Annotated in this window: 22 protein-coding genes and 1 riboswitch; of the genes, 6 read left to right on the forward strand and 16 right to left on the reverse strand. The window is 30.2% G+C overall.

What is annotated here, in order from left to right:
- Window positions 1–98: 98 nt before the first annotated feature.
- From AXY43_RS07220 to AXY43_RS07230, 3 genes are all read right to left on the reverse strand, one after another.
- The gene (locus AXY43_RS07220) at window positions 99–866 is read right to left on the reverse strand and encodes a hypothetical protein (protein WP_105411292.1); all 768 of its coding nucleotides are present in this window, start codon (window positions 864–866) and stop codon (window positions 99–101) included.
- Window positions 867–973: 107 nt separating this feature from the next.
- Window positions 974–1,636 carry a response regulator gene (locus AXY43_RS07225; RefSeq protein WP_105411293.1) on the reverse strand — a complete coding sequence of 221 codons (663 nt, stop codon included), beginning with the start codon at window positions 1,634–1,636 and terminating at the stop codon, window positions 974–976.
- 2 nt (window positions 1,637–1,638) lie between these two features.
- Window positions 1,639–2,910: a sensor histidine kinase gene (locus AXY43_RS07230; RefSeq protein ID WP_039773747.1), complete on the reverse strand. Its 1,272-nt coding sequence runs from the start codon at window positions 2,908–2,910 to the stop codon at window positions 1,639–1,641.
- A gap of 663 nt (window positions 2,911–3,573) precedes the next feature.
- Between AXY43_RS07230 and AXY43_RS07235 the strand changes: the two genes are divergently transcribed.
- From AXY43_RS07235 to AXY43_RS07250, 4 genes are read left to right on the forward strand one after another with little or no spacing between them, the layout of a single operon-like run.
- Window positions 3,574–4,539 carry a LiaF transmembrane domain-containing protein gene (locus AXY43_RS07235; RefSeq protein ID WP_105411294.1) on the forward strand — a complete coding sequence of 322 codons (966 nt, stop codon included), beginning with the start codon at window positions 3,574–3,576 and terminating at the stop codon, window positions 4,537–4,539.
- A gap of 4 nt (window positions 4,540–4,543) precedes the next feature.
- Window positions 4,544–5,080: an RNA polymerase sigma factor gene (locus tag AXY43_RS07240; protein WP_023975226.1), complete on the forward strand. Its 537-nt coding sequence runs from the start codon at window positions 4,544–4,546 to the stop codon at window positions 5,078–5,080.
- Complete coding sequence (locus AXY43_RS07245; RefSeq protein ID WP_105411295.1) at window positions 5,061–5,366, forward strand: hypothetical protein; 306 nt, start codon at window positions 5,061–5,063, stop codon at window positions 5,364–5,366. Before AXY43_RS07240 ends, AXY43_RS07245 begins: the two co-directional genes overlap by 20 nt.
- Before the next feature lie 4 nt (window positions 5,367–5,370).
- Window positions 5,371–5,874, forward strand: a complete 504-nt coding sequence (locus AXY43_RS07250) for a hypothetical protein (RefSeq protein WP_105411296.1) — start codon at window positions 5,371–5,373, stop codon at window positions 5,872–5,874.
- A 220-nt stretch (window positions 5,875–6,094) separates the two neighbouring features.
- On the opposite strand, the gene AXY43_RS07255 is transcribed toward AXY43_RS07250, so the two are convergent.
- From AXY43_RS07255 to AXY43_RS07310, 12 genes are all read right to left on the reverse strand, one after another.
- Entirely contained in the window at window positions 6,095–6,526 is a 432-nt protein-coding gene (locus tag AXY43_RS07255; protein ID WP_039773827.1) for an MOSC domain-containing protein, read from the reverse strand.
- An 8-nt stretch (window positions 6,527–6,534) separates the two neighbouring features.
- Window positions 6,535–7,005 carry a cyclic pyranopterin monophosphate synthase MoaC gene (moaC, locus tag AXY43_RS07260; RefSeq protein WP_023975230.1) on the reverse strand — a complete coding sequence of 157 codons (471 nt, stop codon included), beginning with the start codon at window positions 7,003–7,005 and terminating at the stop codon, window positions 6,535–6,537.
- Window positions 7,006–7,009: 4 nt separating this feature from the next.
- Window positions 7,010–7,966, reverse strand: a complete 957-nt coding sequence (moaA, locus tag AXY43_RS07265) for a GTP 3',8-cyclase MoaA (protein ID WP_023975231.1) — start codon at window positions 7,964–7,966, stop codon at window positions 7,010–7,012.
- A gap of 235 nt (window positions 7,967–8,201) precedes the next feature.
- Window positions 8,202–8,813: a molybdenum cofactor guanylyltransferase gene (locus AXY43_RS07270; RefSeq protein WP_077868231.1), complete on the reverse strand. Its 612-nt coding sequence runs from the start codon at window positions 8,811–8,813 to the stop codon at window positions 8,202–8,204.
- Between the two features lie 4 nt (window positions 8,814–8,817).
- A complete protein-coding gene (locus AXY43_RS07275; protein ID WP_039773742.1) occupies window positions 8,818–9,387 on the reverse strand; it encodes a 4Fe-4S dicluster domain-containing protein in 570 nt (189 codons plus the stop codon).
- Window positions 9,388–10,773, reverse strand: a complete 1,386-nt coding sequence (locus tag AXY43_RS07280) for a [FeFe] hydrogenase, group A (RefSeq protein WP_105411297.1) — start codon at window positions 10,771–10,773, stop codon at window positions 9,388–9,390.
- Window positions 10,774–11,140: 367 nt separating this feature from the next.
- Window positions 11,141–11,695, reverse strand: a complete 555-nt coding sequence (locus AXY43_RS07285; protein WP_023975235.1) for a 4Fe-4S dicluster domain-containing protein — start codon at window positions 11,693–11,695, stop codon at window positions 11,141–11,143.
- Between the two features lie 423 nt (window positions 11,696–12,118).
- Window positions 12,119–12,910 (reverse strand): formate dehydrogenase accessory sulfurtransferase FdhD, encoded by a 792-nt coding sequence (gene fdhD / locus AXY43_RS07290; RefSeq protein ID WP_023975236.1) that lies wholly within the window; start codon window positions 12,908–12,910, stop codon window positions 12,119–12,121.
- A complete protein-coding gene (gene mobB / locus AXY43_RS07295; protein ID WP_023975237.1) occupies window positions 12,888–13,466 on the reverse strand; it encodes a molybdopterin-guanine dinucleotide biosynthesis protein B in 579 nt (192 codons plus the stop codon). Before mobB ends, fdhD begins: the two co-directional genes overlap by 23 nt.
- Window positions 13,444–14,655: a molybdopterin molybdotransferase MoeA gene (locus tag AXY43_RS07300; RefSeq protein WP_023975238.1), complete on the reverse strand. Its 1,212-nt coding sequence runs from the start codon at window positions 14,653–14,655 to the stop codon at window positions 13,444–13,446. The genes mobB and AXY43_RS07300 overlap by 23 nt, the downstream gene beginning before the upstream one ends.
- Window positions 14,656–14,872: 217 nt before the next feature.
- On the reverse strand, window positions 14,873–17,014 hold the full coding sequence (fdhF, locus tag AXY43_RS07305; RefSeq protein WP_105411298.1) for a formate dehydrogenase subunit alpha: 2,142 nt from the start codon (window positions 17,012–17,014) through the stop codon (window positions 14,873–14,875).
- 273 nt (window positions 17,015–17,287) lie between these two features.
- On the reverse strand, window positions 17,288–17,638 hold the full coding sequence (locus AXY43_RS07310) for a Na-translocating system protein MpsC family protein (protein WP_023975240.1): 351 nt from the start codon (window positions 17,636–17,638) through the stop codon (window positions 17,288–17,290).
- Window positions 17,639–17,914: 276 nt separating this feature from the next.
- Here AXY43_RS07310 and AXY43_RS07315 point away from each other — a divergent pair, with 276 nt between their 5' ends.
- Window positions 17,915–18,403 carry a MogA/MoaB family molybdenum cofactor biosynthesis protein gene (locus AXY43_RS07315; protein ID WP_012059968.1) on the forward strand — a complete coding sequence of 163 codons (489 nt, stop codon included), beginning with the start codon at window positions 17,915–17,917 and terminating at the stop codon, window positions 18,401–18,403.
- A gap of 321 nt (window positions 18,404–18,724) precedes the next feature.
- On the opposite strand, the gene AXY43_RS07320 is transcribed toward AXY43_RS07315, so the two are convergent.
- Window positions 18,725–20,275 (reverse strand): methyl-accepting chemotaxis protein, encoded by a 1,551-nt coding sequence (locus AXY43_RS07320; protein WP_242986284.1) that lies wholly within the window; start codon window positions 20,273–20,275, stop codon window positions 18,725–18,727.
- An 84-nt stretch (window positions 20,276–20,359) separates the two neighbouring features.
- Window positions 20,360–20,443, reverse strand: a riboswitch (cyclic di-GMP riboswitch).
- A 530-nt stretch (window positions 20,444–20,973) separates the two neighbouring features.
- On the opposite strand from AXY43_RS07320, the gene AXY43_RS07325 reads away from it, so the two are divergent.
- Complete coding sequence (locus tag AXY43_RS07325) at window positions 20,974–22,419, forward strand: hypothetical protein (RefSeq protein ID WP_105411299.1); 1,446 nt, start codon at window positions 20,974–20,976, stop codon at window positions 22,417–22,419.
- The last annotated feature ends 48 nt before the right edge of the window (window positions 22,420–22,467 follow it).

The following is a 22,467-nucleotide window of genomic DNA, read 5'->3' on the forward strand; positions in this document are numbered from 1 at the left end:
ACTAAAGTAAACGTCAACATTTTTATGATATCTTCATTTTTTCCTAAAAAGCCATAATCTCAATTGGATTATAAGCCATTCACAACCATTTAACTATTTCATTGATAATAGTTTTTAATATAATCCACCCATTCATTGTATATATCTTCATCAGATTTTCCAAATACCATTTCATAATCTTCTGTTTTAATTATCTCCATTAATTTTTCCCATCCATATTTTTTATCTATATACTCTATATAGGTATTGGCAAAGGTGTAACCTCCCATCTTTGAAAATTCAACTGGATTGCTAGTCTTAATTTCTGAAAAAGTTGGAATGTGCATATTATAGGCATATCTTTTGTAAAAAGGCTCTGCATTGGACAAATATAAAGCCGTTCCTTCAGTTAACCATAATCTAATATGTGGATTTAGTATACTTACATAGGCATGAACCATTTCATGTAAAGCAGCTTGCTTATTATTATCATAGTCATGGACCTTTCCTGGATTTGCAGGCGATGTTAGTATAACATTCGTTCCTATATTGTCACCAATATACCAGTCTAGCCCTAAAATTGGTCCTATTAGTCCATATTTTTTCATTTGCATTGTAGACTGATGATCATAAATATAAATATTAATATTTTGCTTTTCACTAAATCCTAATTTTTTAGCTAATTCACCAGCTCTTGCATTGGCTAACTGAAAAACATCCTTAGCTGCCGCTTCTTCATCTTCATAATAAACATTCACCCATTCCCCCTCAATAATATGCATATTTGATGTTTTTAACCTAAGAGTTGGTATAAGATTAATAAAAATAAGTAATGCGGCTATCATAAAAATAATTCCAAATACTTTAACTAATTCATTTCTTTTCATTTCTTTTTCCTCATTTCTTCTTCATTTTCTATAGAATAACTAAAATATCGCTCATAAAAAAGTAACCAGAGTCATTACTTTCATATGACTCTGGTCATGTTTAATTATCAAGAAAATATTTTTGCAAGCTTTAAGGCTAACATTGTCCTATCCTTTATTTCTGTTTTATCATAAATAGTACTTATATAATTTTTAACTGTACCTTCAGAAATATATAAGAATTCTGCTATTTGAGAATTTGTATATCCATCAGAAAGCAACTGACAAATCTCTATTTCTCTTTCAGTTAAATTTTTTAATAAGTCAACGTTATGGTGTTTTTCTTTATCTGCATTTTCACTTGAGCATTTTGACATTATATTTGCTAATGCAGTCATTACTTTACTATCAAGAATGCTCTGACCATTCATAACATTAAAAATTCCTTGGACAATAACTTTTGTTCCTGCATCTTTTAATAAGTATCCATCTGCCCCATGCATCACTGCCTTAACAATGTTTTCTTCATCATAAAAAGTTGTCAAAACAAGTATTTTCATTTTAGGATATGCTGCTTTTACCTTTAATATCAATTCCTGTCCCGACATTCCTTCCATATTTAAGTCTACTAATGCTATATCTACTTGTTCTTTCTCTAAAATATCTAATGCTTCTTTTCCATCGTGTGCTAATCCTGTTATTGCAAAAGATTCATTCATAGATAAGATTAACTCAAGGCTTTCTAAAAGAAGTTTTTCATCATCTACTATTAATATTCTAATTTTATTCATTATTAATCACCTGCTCTTGTTGGAATTTTTAGCATTACCAGAAGTCCTTCTTGATTTTCTATTTTTAAAATCCCACCTATAGAAATTAAGTAGTTTCTGATTTTTTTAATTCCAAATCCAGAGTCCAATAATTCCTCATAATTTCTCATACTTTCTATACCTGTTCCATTGTCCTGAACTATTATATTTATATTATTTCTATCTACATTTATAATAACAATAATAGCCGTTGCATTTCCATGCTTTACACTATTTGTAACTAGTTCCTGCAATGCTCCTATTAAGAAGTCAATTCTTTCGATACTAATAATCTGCGTTCTTAATTGCTGTTCACTATAATCAATTTTAGTTCTTATTTTGAGATTAAAATCCTTTTTTAATTTCGCAACATTTGCATTTATTAATTTCATCACATCTTCTATGGTTTGTCCATTTTCTTTTGTGTTTACCCCACGTACTGCTTTTCTAATGGCTTCGAGACTCTCACGCATTCTTATATTAGCAAATTTTATTTTTTCAATTGCTTTTTTAGAATCCATATTGTAAACTGCTTCTGCTGCATCCAAACTCATAATCGCTGCCATTATTGTATGACCAACGCTATTATGTATATCTCTGCTTACCTGCTCCCTCTCCTCATATTTTATCTTCTGCAGAGCAATAGATTTTTCTAGTTCAAAAACCTCTTTATCTTTTATAAACTTATGATAATTGAGCATGAGTCCAGAAGTACGATTACATAATATATAAAACAAACTTCCACAGCATAAATATTGAAGTATTCTTGGCACAGCTCCATATAGCATTATATTTTTTAATCCAGTAAAGGGTTCAACCCATGGTTCCATCAAAAAATAAAAGCTAAGTAAATGAGCCATCACTATATTAAATACTGATTCAATAATTACTACTATAAGCTGTTTCTTTCTAAAATACATAGAAGCTAATATTGTTGGAATGACAAACATTAAAACTGTTTGAAAGGTTAATAATGTATAGCATATTCCTGTAGAAATCACAGCACAAGTAAGTATTAAATACTTTGTCCATGCTTTCTTAAGTTCAAATATATCTACCAAAATTGTTGGCAACAAAAGAGGAATTATAAGTAATACATTCATTTTTACCATAACATTCTGCACGGCATCAAATACATGAATTAAATTTAAAAATCCTGCTGCAAAGCAAAAATACAAAACAATACGCATCGCCTTTGACACTGTTTTATTTGTTTCTATTTCATTTTTCCACAATAGCTCATCAAACTGGTTCATGTTATACCTCTTATCTATAATATAAATCTAATAAAAATATTCTCAACTAAAATCTTCATTTAGATCTTTTAAAATTCTTATAAGCATAGATAGATATCCAACTCTAAAACTAAATTTATGTGATAACTTACCGAAAACATAAATATTTTGTTCCGAAAAGCTATGAAAATACCGCTGAAGTTTTTAAGGGAACATTTTACAAAAGAATAATTCTTATTTCTAGTTGTGATATATTTTATAATATAAGTCCAACTTATAATGATTTATCTATAATTTCTGTAAATTTGCTCATTACTCTAAAGATATCCTTTTGTTTCTATCGTGTTAAAGTTGATATTAGCAACCTTATTTACAAAATAAATCCATAATTTCCTAAATATTTATTATAACCAGTATAACATAAATAAAAGAAGAGTTATTTAGATTATTCTAATAACTTATCTTCTGCAAATTCTATAATATATCTTCTTTTTCCCTACTCTAATAATTCTGCAACTTCTCCTAATTATTATTATTTTATTATCCTTAACTTCTTTCCATATGGATTTTAACCTTATAAAGGCTAACTTTTAAATATATATTTAATTTTTTATTTTAAACGTGGGATTACATGTATCTCTTACGTCTAAATATATGAAAATAAAATTCACGGAGGATTTTTATATGCGAAAAATAGGTACAACAACTTCTGCTATCTGTTTTATACTTTTAGGCATTTGGATTATGATTAATTCTAACAATCCAGATTTAGGAAGAAAGCTCATAAAATTTTGGCCAATAATTATTATCTTAATAGGTATAGAAATTTTGTATTACACTTTAGTCAAAAAAGAAAATGAACGAATACGAATAAGTGGTCTCGTTTTTCTTATAATAATAGTTTTCTTTTTCACAAATATATCTATAGACATTTTTAATAATATAAAACAAAATAATTCTTCCTTTAATTTAGATACAAATTTCTTTGATAATGTCTTTACAAGTAAAAACTTACAATCTATCGATAAAAAAATCACTTTAGATCCCATTGGTAGTAACCTAAATTTTGAAACAGTAAATGGTAAACTGAATATAGAAAAAGCAACTGACAATAAAATAACTATAGATACTGAATTATATGTAAAGCAAGATAATACTTCAAAGGATTATGAATTGAATCCAATAACTGATTCAAATGGTTACACACTAAAAATTGTAGATGATGATATAGACTCAATTAAAGCCACTATCTATTTACCTGAAGGATATGATGTTTCTATAAAGGGGGCTAACCTTAATGTAGATAGTAATAGTGATATAAGACTTGATGCTTTAAATATAAATGCATCTAATGGAAAATTTGATTTACAAGGTGACATTCCTAATTCGTCTCTAAAGTTAGAAAATGGTAAAATAGATTTAAACAATAATTTATGTAAAAATATTGATATTTCTATGAATAATGGTTCAATCTCTTTAGACTCAAAAGACAAAAACTTATCAATCAATACAGATATAAACCATGGTACATGCAAAATAAATAATGAAAAAAGAGTCAACTCTGGAATTTCTAAAAATATCGGTACTGGTGAGGGCATAGTTAAAGCTAAATTAAATAATGGAACCATTAGAATAAATAGTGGAGAGTGAAGAAATGGAGGAGCAAGAATTCGTTGAAAAAATGAAAACCAAAGATGAAAATGCTTTTATTTACATGGTAGACGTTTATAAAAAAAGAATTCTCTCCTTATGTTATTCCTATACCTCTGATTATTATGAGGCAGAAGATTTATCCCAAGAGGTTTTTATAAGCGTATTTAATAATATTGATAAATTTAGAGAAGAGAGTTCCTTTTCCACTTATTTATACAAAATTACAACTTCAAAATGTATAGATTATACAAGAAAAAGAAGCATTAAGAATTTTTTAACTGGTCTCTTTATCTTTTCTAATGAATCTACTCAGGATATAGACAATCAAAATTTTATACGGCAAAGCATTCAATCTCTGCCACTAAATTTGAAAACCCCGCTTGTACTATATTATTATATTGGATTAACTCAAAAAGAAATTGCAGATATATTAAACTTACCTTTAAAAACAATTGAAGGGAGAATTTATAGAGCTAAAAATAAATTAAAAAATATTATTGAAACGGAGGTTCCATTTTATGCAGAACAAAAGAGATGATTTTGATACCATAATTATTAATTCCTTTAAAAATATAACCGTATCTGATGAGTATAATAAAAAACTAATGCAAAAACTTCATAAAAAGCAGCTTCCTGATTCTAAGAGAAATAATCTAACCCCTTCCTACGCTTTAATTGCTGCTGGTTTACTTAGTATATTTCTTAGTATTACTAGTCTTCAGGTGCACATTACAAACTTTGAATCACGTTTTTTTGACAAAGCTGTAATTACTGAAATTAACCAACATTCTATTATTAATTTTATAAAACAATTAGGAGAGTGAAAATATGAACAATAGAAATAGTTTTCTTACTTTTGTAACTGCCTGCATTCCTGGCGTTGGATATATGTATCATGGCCTAATTAAAAAAGGAGTTCAGGTTTTATTCTTATATATGCTTATTGGGCCTATTTTATCTTTTATAGGACTTGGTTTCTTATCTCATTTAATTAAAATTTGCATATGGTTTTATACTTTCTTCGATACATTTGCTGTTTCAAATAAAATAAAACGCGGAGAATATGTACCTGATTCTGAATTTATCTTTAAGAATTACGTTAACACAGAAAATTCCTATAGCGTAACTCCTACATGGAACGAAAGAATTAACAGACAAGGTTGGGTAATCTTAGGTTCTTTTTTAATTATTCTTGGAATCTTATCTATCTTAAATCAAGTTTTTATAGATAGCGATATTTATAAATATATCAGATCTTATGCCTCGCAATATTTTATTCCTATAATATTTATTGTCATAGGTATTTTTACTTTATTTAAGAAAAGAGACTAAAAATTGAATACCTTACTCATAAAAACCCACTACCATCTGTAAGTTGCTATTCAAGCAGCATGCAAATGGTAGTGGGTTTCATGGTTATGGTGGAGACAATGTACATTATCCCTTGTCCGCAAAATTCAAAATAACTATCTCCTTGGGCAAATGAGTTTGCTTTAGCTTTTCTCAATATTCTTGCATAAATTCCTTTGCTCTTTTATCTGATGTCTAGCCACTATAAAATTTCTATCGAATCTCCTGATCTAATCACTCCGCCTTTTAGTATTCTTGTGAAGATTCCTTCTGTTGGCATAATGCACGTGCCAACTTGATTTTTTATAGCACAACCTTTATGGCATTCTTTTCCTATCTGTGTCACTTCCTGAATTGTTTCTCCTATTTTTAATCTTGTCCCAACGGGCAATTCATGAAGAATAATACCTTCAGTTGTTATATTTTCTGCAAATTTCCCAGCATCTAAGTCACTTATCCCCATTTTAATCATTTTATCTATGCTTTCTTGAGCTAATAAGCTTATCTGTCTATGCCATTTTCCAGCATGAGCATCATCTTTTAAGCCATGCTCTTCTATGAAAATTCCTTCTTTTATAGGGGTTTTTATAACACCTTTTTTTTCACTGATATTTATTGATAATACTTTAGCCATCATTTTATTTAAATCTCCCTTATATATTCTCCACTTTTTCCGCCTGTTTTCTTTATTAATCGAACATTTTCTATTACCATATCCTTATCAACAGCCTTGCACATATCATATATAGTAAGGGCTGCAGTTGTTACAGCTGTTAATGCTTCCATTTCAACGCCTGTTTTCCCAACTGTTGAAACTGTTGCTTCAATTTCTATTTCTTCTTCGCCTATGCTAAAATTTATATCAGATCCTGTTATAAAAATATTATGGCACATAGGAATTAAATCCGAGGTTTTTTTTACTCCCATTATTCCGCCAATTTGGGCAACTGATAAAACATCACCTTTTTTAATAAGGCCATCTTTTATCAAATTTACAGTTTCCTTTTTCATTTTAATTAATCCTCTTGCAATAGCAACTCTCTTTGTCTCATCCTTTTCACTCACATTCACCATATGAGCTCTTCCTTTTTCATTAAAATGAGTAAATTCCATAAAATCAACCTCCAATTGCTGTCATTTCTCTATTAATATAATTTCCGTTCTCTAATTCATGTTCTTTTGGTTTGCTTTTAATAGTATCGGTAATCACTGTCTTTATATCTTTACCCTCTCTAAGCAATTTCTTTAAATCCACTTCGGAGTTTGAGTGAAGGCATGACTTTAGTTTTCCATCTGCTGTTAATCTTATTCTATTGCAATTTCCACAAAACTTACATGATATAGGATTAATAAGCCCGACTTTCCCCTTTGCATTTGGAAGCTTATAATATCTTGCTGGAGAAGAAATATCTGTTGATTTTATTTCTATTAATTCTGGCATTTTTTCTAAAACTGTATCATTAGAAATATATTTATTAGATGACCAATGCTTCAAAGTGCCTATTGGCATAAGCTCTATAAATCTTATTTCTATATCTTCATATTTTGTTAAATTTATAAAGTCTTCTATTTCATTTTCATTAAAGTCTTTTATTAAAACTACATTTAATTTAATTGGAGCAAGTCCACTCTTTTTAGCTGCTTCAATACCTTGAAGTACATCTTTGAGTTTGCCCACCTTAGTTATCTGTGAATACTTTTCTTCATTCAAAGTATCTAAGCTTATATTAAGTCTATTAAGACCTGCATTTTTTAAATCTTTAGCATAATCCTTTAAGAGAATTCCGTTAGTAGTCATAGCTAAATCCTTAACTCCGTCCATTTTACCTATGCCATTAATTAACTTTAAAATATTTTTTCTTACTAAAGGCTCTCCTCCAGTTATCCTAACTTTATCTACACCTAATTCAACAAAGCTTTGAGTAATAGCTTCTATTTCTTCTAAAGTTAGAATCTCTTTATGCCACATCTTATCAATTCCTTTTTCAGGCATACAATATTTGCATCTTAAATTACATAAATCTGTGACTGATATTCTCAAGTAATTTATCTTTCTGCCATACGAATCAAACATAATTTTCCTCCTGCTTATTCTTTCTATTAGGAACATGAAAATAAATAACAACTCCAAAGTTACCATGGCTATTTTTCATCAGACAAGGAGATAAATTGCCCTCATAGCGGGCCTATTAGGTCAATTTGCCGATGAGCAGAGAACCCAAATCTATGATTTGGCGTGAATCGCTTACTCAGCGAGCACATGCGAGTCGAGCTTCCTATGATGGAAAGTAGACTGGCAAATGGACTTGTTATTTTTTTGATTGTTCCTTATATATTTCTAAATCTTCTTTTGAGTTAAGATTCATAAACATATCAAAAGAATAATCATATTTTTTCAAAACATTTTCTTCAATAAAAAGGGGCTCTATAATATCAATTAATCCCGCTATAGATCTTTTATTAAGTGTTATAAGTTTTTCAATTTTAGGCAATATATCTACAGAATAAAAAGCATTAAAAGGCTCAAACTTACTCTCCCTTTTAGCAACACAAGCATTTGCTTTACTATTTGTAAGCACTTTCTTAATATACTTAATATACTTTAAGTTTACATTAGGCATATCACAAGCTATAAAGTATACATATTTACTCTTACTTTCTTTAAGCCCACCATAGATTCCAGATAGAGGACCAATATCTTTTATTTCATCGCTAATTATTCTTATTCCGTTTTCTGCTGTTTTATACTCTTCTGGCTTATTTGTGACAATAATTATGTCTTCAAATTCTTTACTTAGTTCATGAATTAACTTTTCCATAATTCTCACTTCATTAATTCTTAAAAACTGCTTATCAAAACCCATTCGTGAACTTTTTCCACCTGCAAGTATCACTGCTGTTTTAAAACTTTCCACATTCATACACTTATAATATATTTACTAAATTAGCTGCAGCATTTTTTCTCTTTTCCGAAATGTCTTCATCTATAATTTTAGATTCAACTAATCTTAATGCTTCTGTAGGACATACCTCTACGCAAGCAGGACCATTTTCCCTACCTATACATAAATCACATTTGTTTGCAACTAATCTTTCTTTATGTTCTAGCTTTCCGTCTTTATCACACATTAACCCCTTTTGAATAACTTTCTCTCCAGCTTTATGTTCAACTATTATATCAATGGCACCAAAAGGACAAACTATTGCGCAAGATTTGCATCCTATGCAAGTATCTTTATTTATTAACACTACTCCGTCTTTATTTATAATTGAACCATTTGGACATGCATTAGCACACGGAGCATTTTCACAATGTCTACATTGAATTGGAGCACTTACATCTGCAGTTTTAATAACTTTTAAACGAGGATTAAAATTAACCTTATCCTTACTTTGTACAAGTATGTTTTCTTCAGAATGTGCAACAACACATGCAGCTTCACAAGTTCTACATCCTATACACCTTTTTGGATTTGCTATAACAAAATTATTCATTTATATTTCCTCCTTCTTTCTTGAAACAAACTTTGTATGTAGTAGATGATGAGATTTTTCACCAAGAGGTTCTATTAAAAACTCTTCATATAATTTTTTTATAAAAGGATTTTCATGAGATTTTCTTATTTCAAGTTCAGAATCATGTTTATAGATACCTTTTTTTCTACTTACCAAGGCATTTCTTCTATCTATATCCAAGATAAACTTAGGTTGTCCACCGCCACTTACACAACCTTCTGGGCAAGTCATAACTTCAATAAAATCAAACTCACACTTTCCTTCTTTTATATCTTCAAGTATTTGAACTACATTTTTCAAACCTGAAACTACTGCTACCTTTAATGTTATCTTTGGCAATTTCACTTCTGCAACCCTAATTCCTTCACTGCCTCGTACAAAATTAAGCTCCAAATTAGGAATAGATTTCTTTGTAAGCATCTCATAGCCGCTTCTAAGTGCTGCTTCCATTACACCACCAGTTACTCCAAAAATATTACCAGCTCCAGTATAACTTCCAAGTGGTAAATCGAACTCTTCATCCTTTAAATTTTTAAAATCTATGCCCTTATCTCTTATAAGCTGAGCAAATTCCCTTGTAGTAATAACTATATCTACATCCTTAAAACCACTATCTTGCATTTCTTCTCTATCACATTCAAATTGCTTGCAAGTACATGGCATTATAGCTACATTATATATTTTCTTAGGGTCAACCTTGTCTATTTTAGCACCATAAGTTTTGAAAATTGTTCCAGCCATTTGTTGTGGTGATTTACAGCTTGAAAGATGATTCAAAAGCTCTGGATAGCTTTGTTCCATAAATTTCACCCAGGCAGGACAACAAGAAGTAAACATTGGTAATTTTCCACCTTCTGTTACCCTTTTTATAAGTTCACTGCCTTCTTCCATTATAGTTAAATCCGCACCAAAGTTAGTATCGTAAACCCTGTTAAAACCTAATCTTCGTAATGCTGCTGCCATTTTACCAGCCGTTAAACTACCAGGCTTAAGCCCAAATTCTTCACCTAAAGAAACTCTTACAGCTGGTGCACATTGAACTATAGTAAATAATTCTTCATTATGTAAAGCCTCTTTCACCTTAGCTGCATTTCCTTTGTTAAAAGCTGCAAACACTGGCTCCTTTACACTTTCAAGTAATCTTCTATCTCTTCTTTTCTCTTCTATTGCATGACTGTTTTCTCTATTTTCAAATGCATAAGAATTACATACCTGTATACATTGTCCACAAGAAACACAAACATCATAATCAATCTCTTGAGGTTGTCCCGCTTTACCTTGTATTGCATTTACAGGGCATACTTCAACACATTGCTGACACCCAGTACATAACTCTTTATCAATATTTACAAAACCAATATCCATAAACTAAATTCCTTTCTTTTATAATATATATCAAAAACTTTATATTTCCTTAAATATATATCTACACTAGAAATAAGTGACATGTTGTGTGTAATGTTTCATTGAAATTTAAAATCACCCATTTAAATTCCAAACTAATTTTTCGACTTATACCTAAAAATATATCTCGCCTAGAAATTGAATACATGTTTGTGAAGTTGGCATTAGAAAATGAACTGCCAATGTCACTTAATGGCTGGTTGTTCCATTTTGGTTTGTCCTAAGCTTGTCTTAGGAGCAAACTGAAATGGATGCAACCTGACATTTAGTGACATTCAGTGAAATTTTCTTAGTCCAACGGAATAAACATGTATTCAATTTCGGTTAGTTATATATTTAAGTTGCTCACCGCTCTTATGTTTCTTATTCTTTTTTCTTCTATGACATCGAATAATTTAAGAGCATCTTTAGGACAGGCTTTTACACAAGCTGGTTCACCTTGTTCCTTACATAAATCACATTTATATGCAACCTTTGTTTCTTTCTCTTCTAGCACTTCTTCAAATAATTCCTTTTGCAAATTTTGCATAACTGCTTTTCCAGCCTTATATTTAGTTCCCATTTCAATAGCTCCAAACGGGCAAGCTACTGCACATGCTTTGCAACCTATACAAATTTCTTCATCAATTATTATTGCATTGTCTTCATTTTTAATTGCATTTATAGGACAGACCTTTGCGCAAGGTGCATTTTCACAATGTCTACATTGAACCGGAACTGTAAAGTCCTTCTCTTTAATAACATGTATTCTAGAAATTATTGGTGTTTGTATATTTCCAACAGTGACTGATTCATTATGAGCCTTAAAGCAAGCTATTTCACAAGCCTTACACCCAACGCACTTATTAGCATCTCCCACAATAAAAGAATTGTAATTTTCCATATTAATTTCACTCCTTTGTACGCTCAAGGCACTCCCAAGAAAATAATAGACCACCCAAACGCCGTATGACATAAAATAGCAAACATATTGATCTAATATTCCTGGGGTTTGTACCTAATACTTATAGCTATCCAAATTTAAACATAGACTTATGTAGTATCTTCCCAAAATCATAAATATACCCACAACTTAAATTTCACTTATATTTTGAAATATACACATACCAGAAATGAGAGGTACTCTTTTGTGTAGTGTTACATTAGAGAACAAGTTGCTGGCATTTCTTCTGTAGAAGTTGTTCCATTTTCGCTTGTCCTGAAGCTTGTCTTTAGGAGCATGCAGAAATGGTGCAACTTCTACTGTTAGAAATCCTCAACTTATTCTCAGTAACCGAAACAACTGAGTACCTGTCATTTCGGTGAATTATTTCATAATTCTATATCCATTAGCATATATATTCATTTTATTCCCTCTTACAAATCCAACTAAGGTAATATTTAATCTTTTTGCAAGAGCTACAGAAAGACTTGTAGGCGCTGATTTAGATATAATTATTGGTATCTCTAGCTTTGCCGCCTTTAGTATCATTTCAAGAGAGACTCTTCCGCTAAGTATAACCGCTTTATCCTTAAGGAATATTCCTTTCATAAGTGATTCTCCAATGACCTTGTCCAAGGCATTATGTCTAGCTACATCTTCATACACTACAAGCATTTCATTGCTATCACATAATGCAACGCAGTGAACTCCTCCTGTGTTCTTAAAAACATCCGAATAATCTAAATTTGTTCTCATAAATTCGAATATATTTTCAGTATGCATTTTAGCATCACTTTCAACAGGCTTGCAGTTTAAGGAATCTAAGAAATTATCAATTCCATCAATTGATTGATCCTTTATACTTTCCAAATCAATTTTCTTAGAGAAAAAGCTTTCGCGAGCAGCATCTTTATTCTTAGTCTCAACCTCTGCAATTCCTTTTTCTTCATTTAAATTAAAAGATATTATATCTTCACTAGTATTTATTAAACCTTCTGTTCTTAAAAAGCCAACTGACAATGCTTTTAAGTTTTCTGGGCTACATAAAAGTGTAGCTAATTTTTTTCCATTAAGAAAAATTGTTAGTGGGTATTCTCTAACTAGAAGTTCATCTACATCTGCTTTACAAATGCCGTCTTCTATTTTAAAAACTTTACATTCTAATGTTTTTTCCATTATTTATTTCTCCTTCGCGCACTTTAAAAATAACTTTGTCCTCAATAAATTCAGCTATCTTATTCACATCATTGATATCTAATTGTTCTATGTCTAGATTTAGCTTTTCGTCAGTAGCTACCGCTAAAAATTTCGTTCTATCCGAACTTTCATTTTCACATAGAAGCTTTGAATCAACTTCTTTTCTATGAACTTCTATTTTAGGGTATCCATTATTTTTATATCCCTCTATGATTACCAAATCCATACCTACAAATAGTTCTAGTATTTCTTCAAGATCTTTTTCTTCCTTTAGCTTTTCTATCATAGCTATTTTTTCTTTTGATGAAATAACCATTTTGTCTGCTCCAGCTTTTACAAACCTATAACTGTCTTTTCCCTCTTTATCAATTTCAAATTTATGAGCATCATGTTTTAGGACTCCTATGTTATAGTTTTTTTCTTTTAATATAGGTATCAATGCTTCTATGAGCGTTGTCTTCCCTGTTCCAGATTTAGTTGCAACTATAGATATTACTTTAAGTTCACTTGATTTATTTAAAGATGAATTTTCCACTTAAAACTTCTCCTGCCTTTTTATATCCAATTCCTGCTGGCATTATTATTATTCCATTTGCCTTACTCATAGTAATTAACTGGTTAGAACTTTGAGATCCAACCTTATATGCATATAACTTTCCGTTCTCAGCTTTTATATTTACATATATGTATTTACTTCTGCCTTCTTTTTCTTTAAAGTCTTCAGCTAGTATAACTTGGAGAGTATCATCACTCTCCATATTTTTACCAAGCATTTTTTCACAAGCTGGCTTTACGAATTCTTCAAAGGTAGTTATTGCAGATAATGGATTACCTGGTAAGCTAAAAAATAGTTTTTTATCAATGACTGCAAAACTTATTGGCTTCCCTGGCTTTATAGCTACAGATTGAAATTTTATATCAGCATTTATTTCATTCAACACTTGTTCTACAAAATCAAAATCACCAACAGAAGCACCACCTGAAGTTATAACTATATCTGATTTTTCTAATGCTTCTTTAACTTTACTTTTTAACGTATCTTTTTTATCTTCAACAATTCCTAGGCATAAAGCTTCTAATCCTAAATTCTGAATTAATGCTTTTAGTGAATATTCATTGCTATTTCTTATTTGTCCAAACTTAGGAGTTTCATTTATATCCACAAGTTCATCACCTGTTGTAAGTATTGATATTACCGGATCTCTATGAACTTTAATTTTGCTATAACCTAAAGAAGCTAAAACTCCAATTTCAGTTGGCCTAATCATTGTTCCTTTTCTTAAAGCAATATCTCCTACTTTAATTTCTTCACCAAGTTTTATTACATTGCATCCATCTTTAACTTTCTCAGAAATATAAAGAGTATCTTCACGAACTTCTACTTTCTCAATTTGTATTACTGCATTTGCACCTTTAGGCACTGGTGCTCCTGTCATTATCTTCATTGCTTGCCCGTTTTTTAATTCTTTATCACTAAACTCTCCAGCTTTTATAAGATCAACTATCTCAAGCTCTATTGAAACTCCATCTTCATATAAATCAGTATCCTCACTTTTTATGGCATATCCATCCATTGCTGATTTATCAAATGGTGGAAGATTATCTCTAGAATATATATCTTCTGCTAATGCCTTATTTAAACAAGATAAAATATCCTTCTCTTCACATTCTAAGGCCTTAGATTCTTCCGAAATTATTCTTAAAGCTTCTTCTACACTAATCATTGCTGTTTCCTCCCTATAATGTTCACCTGATTGGCCCTATTTGGTAAACATCTCTCATCATATGAAGTAAAATATACAAGCATACTTATCTATTTTTTTGCTTGTGCCTTATCATTTTCTTTTAAATTCCTAATATATATTGCAAAAATAATTCTTCAGCATAATTTTAAAAATATTAAAAGAATTTTAGCTGTAATTGTGAATTGCAACATATATACTATTTTTCAGATGTTATTCTCATTTTCTTTCTTATGTTTTCATATTCAGTTATTATATATTCCTCAGCTGATTTTTGATCTTCGATTCTTTCAACCTTAATTGCACAATATTTAAATTCAGGAGTTTTTGAAATAGGATCAAGACTATCATTAGTTAACTCATTACATGCACCAATCCACCATTGATATGTCATAAAAGTAGAACCCTTTTTAACTCTTTCAGTAATAAGTGCTCTTGATAATACACTTCCTCTTCTAGATGTTATTCTTACAAGTTCTTGATCTTTTATATTTAACTCCTCTGCATCTTCAATACTCATTTGTATAAAGCCTGGTTCATCTGCAAGCTTTTGAAGGGCACGACAATTTCCTGTCATTGTTCTTACTGAATAATGTCCAACTTCTCTTACTGTTGATAAACTTAAAGGATATTCTTCATCTGTTAATTCAACTGGTGGTCTCCATTCACAAGCAAATAATCTTCCTTTACCGCTAGGAGTAGTAAATTTATTTCCTTCATATAAATAAGAAGTTCCTTTGTGATCTTCCGTAGGACAAGGCCATCTAACAATTCCTTGTTCTTCAATCTTTTTATAACTTGCTCCTGCAAACTTAGGACATAGACTTCTCATTTCATCCCATATTTCTTCTGTATTTTTATAATTCATTGGGTAACCCATAGCTGTTGCTACTGCACTTATTATTTCCCAATCAGTTTTTACATCCCCTAAAGGTTCTACTGCTTTTCTTATTCTTTGGAATCCTCTATCTGCTGAACTATAAACTCCATCATGTTCCCCCCAAGAAGTCGAAGGTAAAATAACATCTGCATGAAGAGCTGTTTTATTCATAAATATATCTTGTACCACTATGAATTCAATTTTATCTAAAGCTTCTCTAAGTTCTGCTGCATTTGGATCACTTTGAACTGGATCTTCTCCAAATATATAGTAGGCTTTTATTTTATCTTCCTTAAGAACTAACTCAGGCACTTGAGTTAAGAAGTACCCATTTTTATCTGAAAGTTCAACACCCCAAGCCTTTTCAAATTTTTCTTGTACTTTCTTATCTGTTACAAGTTGATATCCTGGATAATTATTAGGGATTGTCCCCATATCACAAGTTCCTTGTACATTATTTTGTCCACGAACTGGTCCAATTCCAACACTCGGTCTTGCAAAGTTTCCTGTTAAAAGTGCAATAGATGCGAGTCCTCTTACTACATCAACAGCTTGCGAGAATTGACAAACTCCCATACCATATAATATTGTGGCATTTTTAGCCTTTGCATAAGTTCTCATCGCTTTTCTTATATAGTCAGCTTTTACACCTGTTATTTTTTCAGCATATTCTGGAGTATATTTTTCTACTTCTGCTTTATACTTTTCAAAGTCTTCAGTGTATTTTTCTACATAATCATGATTATATAAATTTTCATTTATTAACACATTTCCAAAGGCATTAACTAAAGCCATATTAGTTCCACCTTTTAGTTGAAGCCATAAATCAGATAATCTTACAACATCTGTCTTTCTTGGATCTGTTACAATTATTTTTGCACCCTTTTCTTTAGCCTTAACTATTCTTCTTGCCACTATAGGATGAGTTTCTGCTGGATTATATCCAAATACAAATAAAACGTCTGAATCTTCAATTTCTGGAATCGAATTTGACATAGCACCATCACCTAGTGAATAAGTAAGTCCTGCAACAGATGGCCCATGGCATACTCTAGCACAATGATCTATATTGTTAGTTCCAATAACTGCTCTCATAAATTTTTGCATTACATAGTTTGGTTCGTTTCCTGGACCTCTAGCTGAACCCGTTCCCATAATTGCATCAGGTCCATATTTTGCTTTTATCTTCATAAGGTTTTCTGCTGTAAATTTAATAGCTTCATCCCATGAAACTTCTTCTAATTCCCCATTTTTTCTTATCATAGGCTTTTTAATTCTAGAAGTTAATATTTGAGGATCATTTAAGAAATCCCAGCCATAATATCCTTTTAAACATAATTTTCCTTCATTATTATCACCATTTGCAGGTTCCGCTCTTACAATCTTTCCATCATTAACTACAAGATATAAATTGCACCCACTTCCACAATAAGGACACACCGTTAACACTTTCTTTTCCATATTCTAATACACTCCTTTTTAGGCATAATCAAAAAATAATAAATCATCATATGCCTTAATTATTCAATCACTAAATCAAATATTATCTAAAAAAAACAAAAAACCAGTACAAAGACTGTTTGTTTCAACGGTCCTTAGTACTGGTTTATTTAAAAGCTAAAACATAAACTCGGCACTATCAAAAAATAACAAGTAAGTATACTAGCATATTTTCTTTCTAGTGCCTAATATTTTTCTTTTCAATCCAACCTTAATTTATTAACTTTTCTAATTTTAATCTATTAATTTTATTGTTATAACAACTGTTCTATTATCGTTTTCTATATTACAAATTTTCCAGCTATAAGTAAAGTCTTTTTTTAATATATCTTTCACTTCCTGAAGGAAATTTTTTTCAAGATGGGGCTTCATTATCTTCCAATAATCTGCTACCATATTGACAGCACCTTCATTAACCAAAATTTCACTAAGATTTGAAAGTATCCCTTTTATCTCTAAAGTTATTGTGTCAAGGGAATCAACCTTCACTTTAACATATTCTGGCCCTCTACCTCTATAATGCTTTATAATTTTAACTGTAACTTTTTTAATTTGTTCTTGCAATTCAAGATTTATAGCACTCATTTTCTATTTAAATCTCCTATTTTATTAACAAAATCCAGTTCTATAAATTTTACCTTGTCATAATATTTTAGTCAACTCTGAATGTTGATTGAATTTTTTATTTAAAGCTTTATTTCGACATATTTCTAACTAATCATCGTTTATTTTAAGTCTTTCATTTTTTCTTCAATGAGCTTATAATTGATATTATTAATTTAATCTATAACTAAACTATAGTATAATATTTAAATTCAAATGTTTATTAATATAAATTTTCCCGCAGGAGGTAAATATAAAATGATAAGTACAGCTATATTAACTATAAGTGATAAAGGCTACAACAATCAACGAGAAGATCTAACTGGTCCAGCTATAAAAGATATTCTACCAAGTGATAAGTTTTCTGTAGATTATTATAAAATAATCCCTGATGAAGTTGAAATGATAAAAGAAGAACTAATATATCTTTGCGATTCCTTAGGTATTAATATGATCTTAACAAATGGTGGAACAGGTTTTTCAAAGAGAGATGTTACTCCAGAAGCCACAACAAGTGTTATCGAAAAATTAGTGCCTGGTATCCCTGAAGCAATGAGAAGTGCTTCACTAAAAATAACTCCTAAAGCTATGCTTTCAAGAGCTGTTAGCGGAATTAGGAAAAGTACCTTAATAGTAAATTTACCTGGAAGTCCAAAAGGCGCTGTAGAAAATCTAGAAGTTATACTGCCAGCCCTTCCTCATGGAATTGATATTCTAACAGGTGAAGCTTCTGAATGCAGTAGATAATATTGAATTTAGATTTATACGATAATCCACCGAAAGTAGAAACATTCTTATTTCGCAGGACTATGAAAATTTTGCTGAAAGTGATAACTTGCACAACAGTGTAATAGCAAAACTATGTTATAAAATAAAACACCCATGAAAATCCTAATTTCAGATTTTTGTGGGTGTTGTCATATTTTTTAAATTTTAAATTTAAATACCTCTTGTTTTAGTTTTTCCGAACTTGTTTTAGCTTTTAATGCCTCTTCCAATACATCATTAGATTGAGTAGTTATATTTCCGACTTTATTTGCTATATCTGAAACTCCCCTTGCACCTTCATTAGATGCATCTGCTACATTTTCTATGGTTTCTAGTATATTTTCTACAGAATAATAAAAGTTCTTTCGAAGTTATACCTAACTCAGAGGAAAATTCTTTATAATATAACGCATCATTATTATATTCATGACTTGCATTAACTAAAGTTTCGTAATCTTTTAATATTCTGTTTTCCATGAAACTAAGCATATTATTAGAATTATTAGTTAAATCTTCAACCGAAGATAATATAATTGACGTTGTATTTTGCATCTTATTTATAGTTTCATTAGATTGTTCTGCCAGCCTTCTTATTTCTTCTGCTACTACGCTAAATCCTTTGCCAGCTTCTCCAGCTCTTGCTGCCTCTATTGCTGCATTAAGTGCAAGTAAGTTAATTTGTGAAGTTATTTGAAGTATAGATTCCGATAATACATTTATTTTCTCCACAGCTTTAGCTTTTTCAACGGATTGCTTCAATTTAATACCTGTTTCTTTAAACACTTTTTCAGTTTCCTTTTGATTATTTTTTGAAGTTCCCATAATATTTTTAGCTTTTTCACTTACTTGATTTGATTTCTCTTCAATGTATTGTGATTTTTCAGCTATAGAATTAACTATAATTCCTATTTCCTTTGAAGTTCTTGACATCTCTTCTGCAGATACTGCACTCTCTTCTATACTCGCTGAAATTTCTTCTGTAATTGCTGAAACTTCTTCAACATCATTATTTAGATGCTTCACTTTATCATTTACTGTATCATTAACAGTATTCATATCTTTAGATACAATTGCTACATCGTTTATCAGAGCTTTTAAAGAATTCTGAACCTTATCTATTGATATAGCTATATCCTCAATCTCATCCTTTGTTCTTATATTTATATTACTAGTTAAATCACCATCACTCATTTTACCTAAAACACTTTGTATTTTTACAATATTATTACTTAATTTCTTAGAATATAAATAAATCATAACAAAAGCTAAAATACTCACAATAACTATTGTTAGAATTGTTGCATTTAGCAACGCACTTCTCATGCCTTCAAACATACTTGAGTCTACATCTACTCCAGCAATAGCTATAACCTTTCCTTCTGAATTTTTAATTGGTGCATAAGCAGAAATAAAAGTCCCATACTCATCTGTAAACGATTCATTTGTTACTACAACTTTATCATTAAAAGCTTCCTTCATGCCGCTATCCATAGTATAATCTTCTAAAAATTCAGATGCATCTACTGAAACATCAACTAAAAACTTAGCCTGTGTTCCTTGAACTCTTTCAAGTGTATAAAAATTCCTTGCAACGCTTTTTGATTTAGCCAAACTCATTGAATTTAATATATCTTGATATTCTACACTGTCATCTGATTGTTCTTTTATAAGCTTTTCAAGCTTGTCTCCATCAATAGAAACAGTTAAATCTGAAATACATTGAGTAACTGTTTGCCTAAGTTCCTTTTTAAATTTTTCAAACATAATCAGATTTACTGAAACTAAGATTATAGCTATAGATGATAAAATAACCAACATCATTCTTAATATTTTCTTCCCAAATTTACTCATACTCCACCCCTAAAAATATTGTTCTTTATATAATTTTTATAAATAATAAAGGCCAATTTAAACTAATCAAAAAAGAACTTATTAGTTTAAATTGGTCGACTGCACAGATAGCTCGAAATTCTTAAAATATCCACATAAAAAGAATTCTTCATAGCTCTCAATTACTATATTTCATTAATAATTGTCATTTTTTTAATATATATGTCATGTTATCATATAGATATTAAAAAATCAATAATTTAAATATATTGGTTAGCTGTCCAAATATTTAAATTTCCAAAAAATAGTTTAAACGTATTCTAAAGCTCATAATTTTTAACTGAACATCTTCAAAATACAAAAATAAACTAACGAAAATCCAAATTGTAGTTTCCATTGGTTTCATGATGGAGGCGAAATGCTACCTTTAAAATCCAACACTGAATTTAATCTCATTTTAATCCTCAATATATTACATATTAATGCCTTTGTTTATAAAATCAACTTATCTTTATTTCACTACAATAATCGCATTTCAATTTGAATTAGCCATTACTTATATCCTTGCATTTCATAACTTTTTTTATTTCTGCACTGGCATTGTATCTAATTTTATTTGGTCAGTTACAATCCTGTCTGTTATGGCACCCACTTTAAACATTCAGCATATAATAATAAATAACAAATGAAAAGAATCAAAGAAAAAAGGGAGTAGCAAAATGCATAAAGATTATAATTATTGTAATTGTGATAAGAACAATGAAAAAAAAGTTAAGGAATTCATTAATTCATTAGAGCATCAAGGTTGTATAGTTCAAGAAGGAGAATTAAAATATGTAGATATTTTAAAATATTGCAGCGAAGGTTTAGTCAATACTGCTTTGGGAAATAATGCAGGTGCTCCATATGCTCTTGCTCTAGTCCCACCTTCTCCTAATCAAGAGTCTTCTATAGAATTTATAGAAGAAGGAGTTCCCTACAAATTACGTCCTGATGAGGCTATTGTTTTAATCGGAAAAACACCACCTAAAGCATATTACTACAGTTTCAGAAGTTTTCTTTTCTTTGCCAAAAACAAAATAGGAAAAGATTATAGTGATAATACTACTGTAGGTAATAATCAAACCGGAAAATACCATATAATATTTGGCAGCCTAGGTGATACTATTAATAACTATAATATTAACACTGAAAATACACCTGATGGAACACTAGGATATCCCTATGATAGTTCTACAATTATTATTACAACTGCTGACCAATATATTAACCACCAAGTGCGGAAGGCTTTAATTAATTCTGGATTTAGTTCCGATATCATGAATAATGATAATATACCAGAGGGTCTTGTCAACTTAGGACTTGAAAGAGGTAAGGATACCTTTGCAATACTCATGAGAGCATCAATATGGGAAAATAGAGACATTGGACAAGAGTATTTAGATAATTTGGACAAATACTGGCATGTACTTCGAATTACACCTAAAAAGCCAATTAAAAACAACCATTCTTGGCCAGTACCTACACTTAAAATCCGTGAAACATGCAAAACAGAATTTAATCTACTACCACATGCTAGAGATGATTTAAATTATTTAAGGTATAAGATTCTTGAAAAATATTATAGTAATGACTATGAAGCTATAGATCTTAAAACTAATATTTGGGTTATGGAAAGCTTTGAAGGAATTCTAATGGATGTGAATGTACTAGGCGAAAGTAGAGATGCCTTGTACCTCCGAACAAACAATTTCGAATTAACATCTGATGATGATTTTGTAATCACCTACGGAGTTAATCACACCCAAACTGGAAAAGCAGTTTACTATAATTCTAGTTTCTATGGTGCTAAAAAACTTAACGGTGTTAGTGTTATTTACTCGCCTGATTGTGAAGGATCAGCAAATGAATTTTTTCCTAAAGATTGCGAAGTATCAAATAATTATTATGTGTATAAAATGGCCAGAAAAGGTTGTGGCGATTGTGTAGCTATTATCCCTTATAGTACAGGAAATCCAAAAGGGGCATGCTACGGAGTTAATAACTATCAAGAAGCATTTATAGCCTTTAGACTATATTTAAATCAAGAAACATTAGTTGGTCCAGCACCTTATGATGTCATTTGGGATCAGGCTATTTTATTTAAGAAAAAGAATCAATATTAAACAGTAATATAAAAGTTAGAAATGTATATTAATTTGCATTTCTAATTT

The organism is Clostridium sp. MF28, from assembly GCF_002969175.1.
GTDB classification, from domain to species: Bacteria; Bacillota; Clostridia; order Clostridiales; family Clostridiaceae; genus Clostridium; species Clostridium beijerinckii.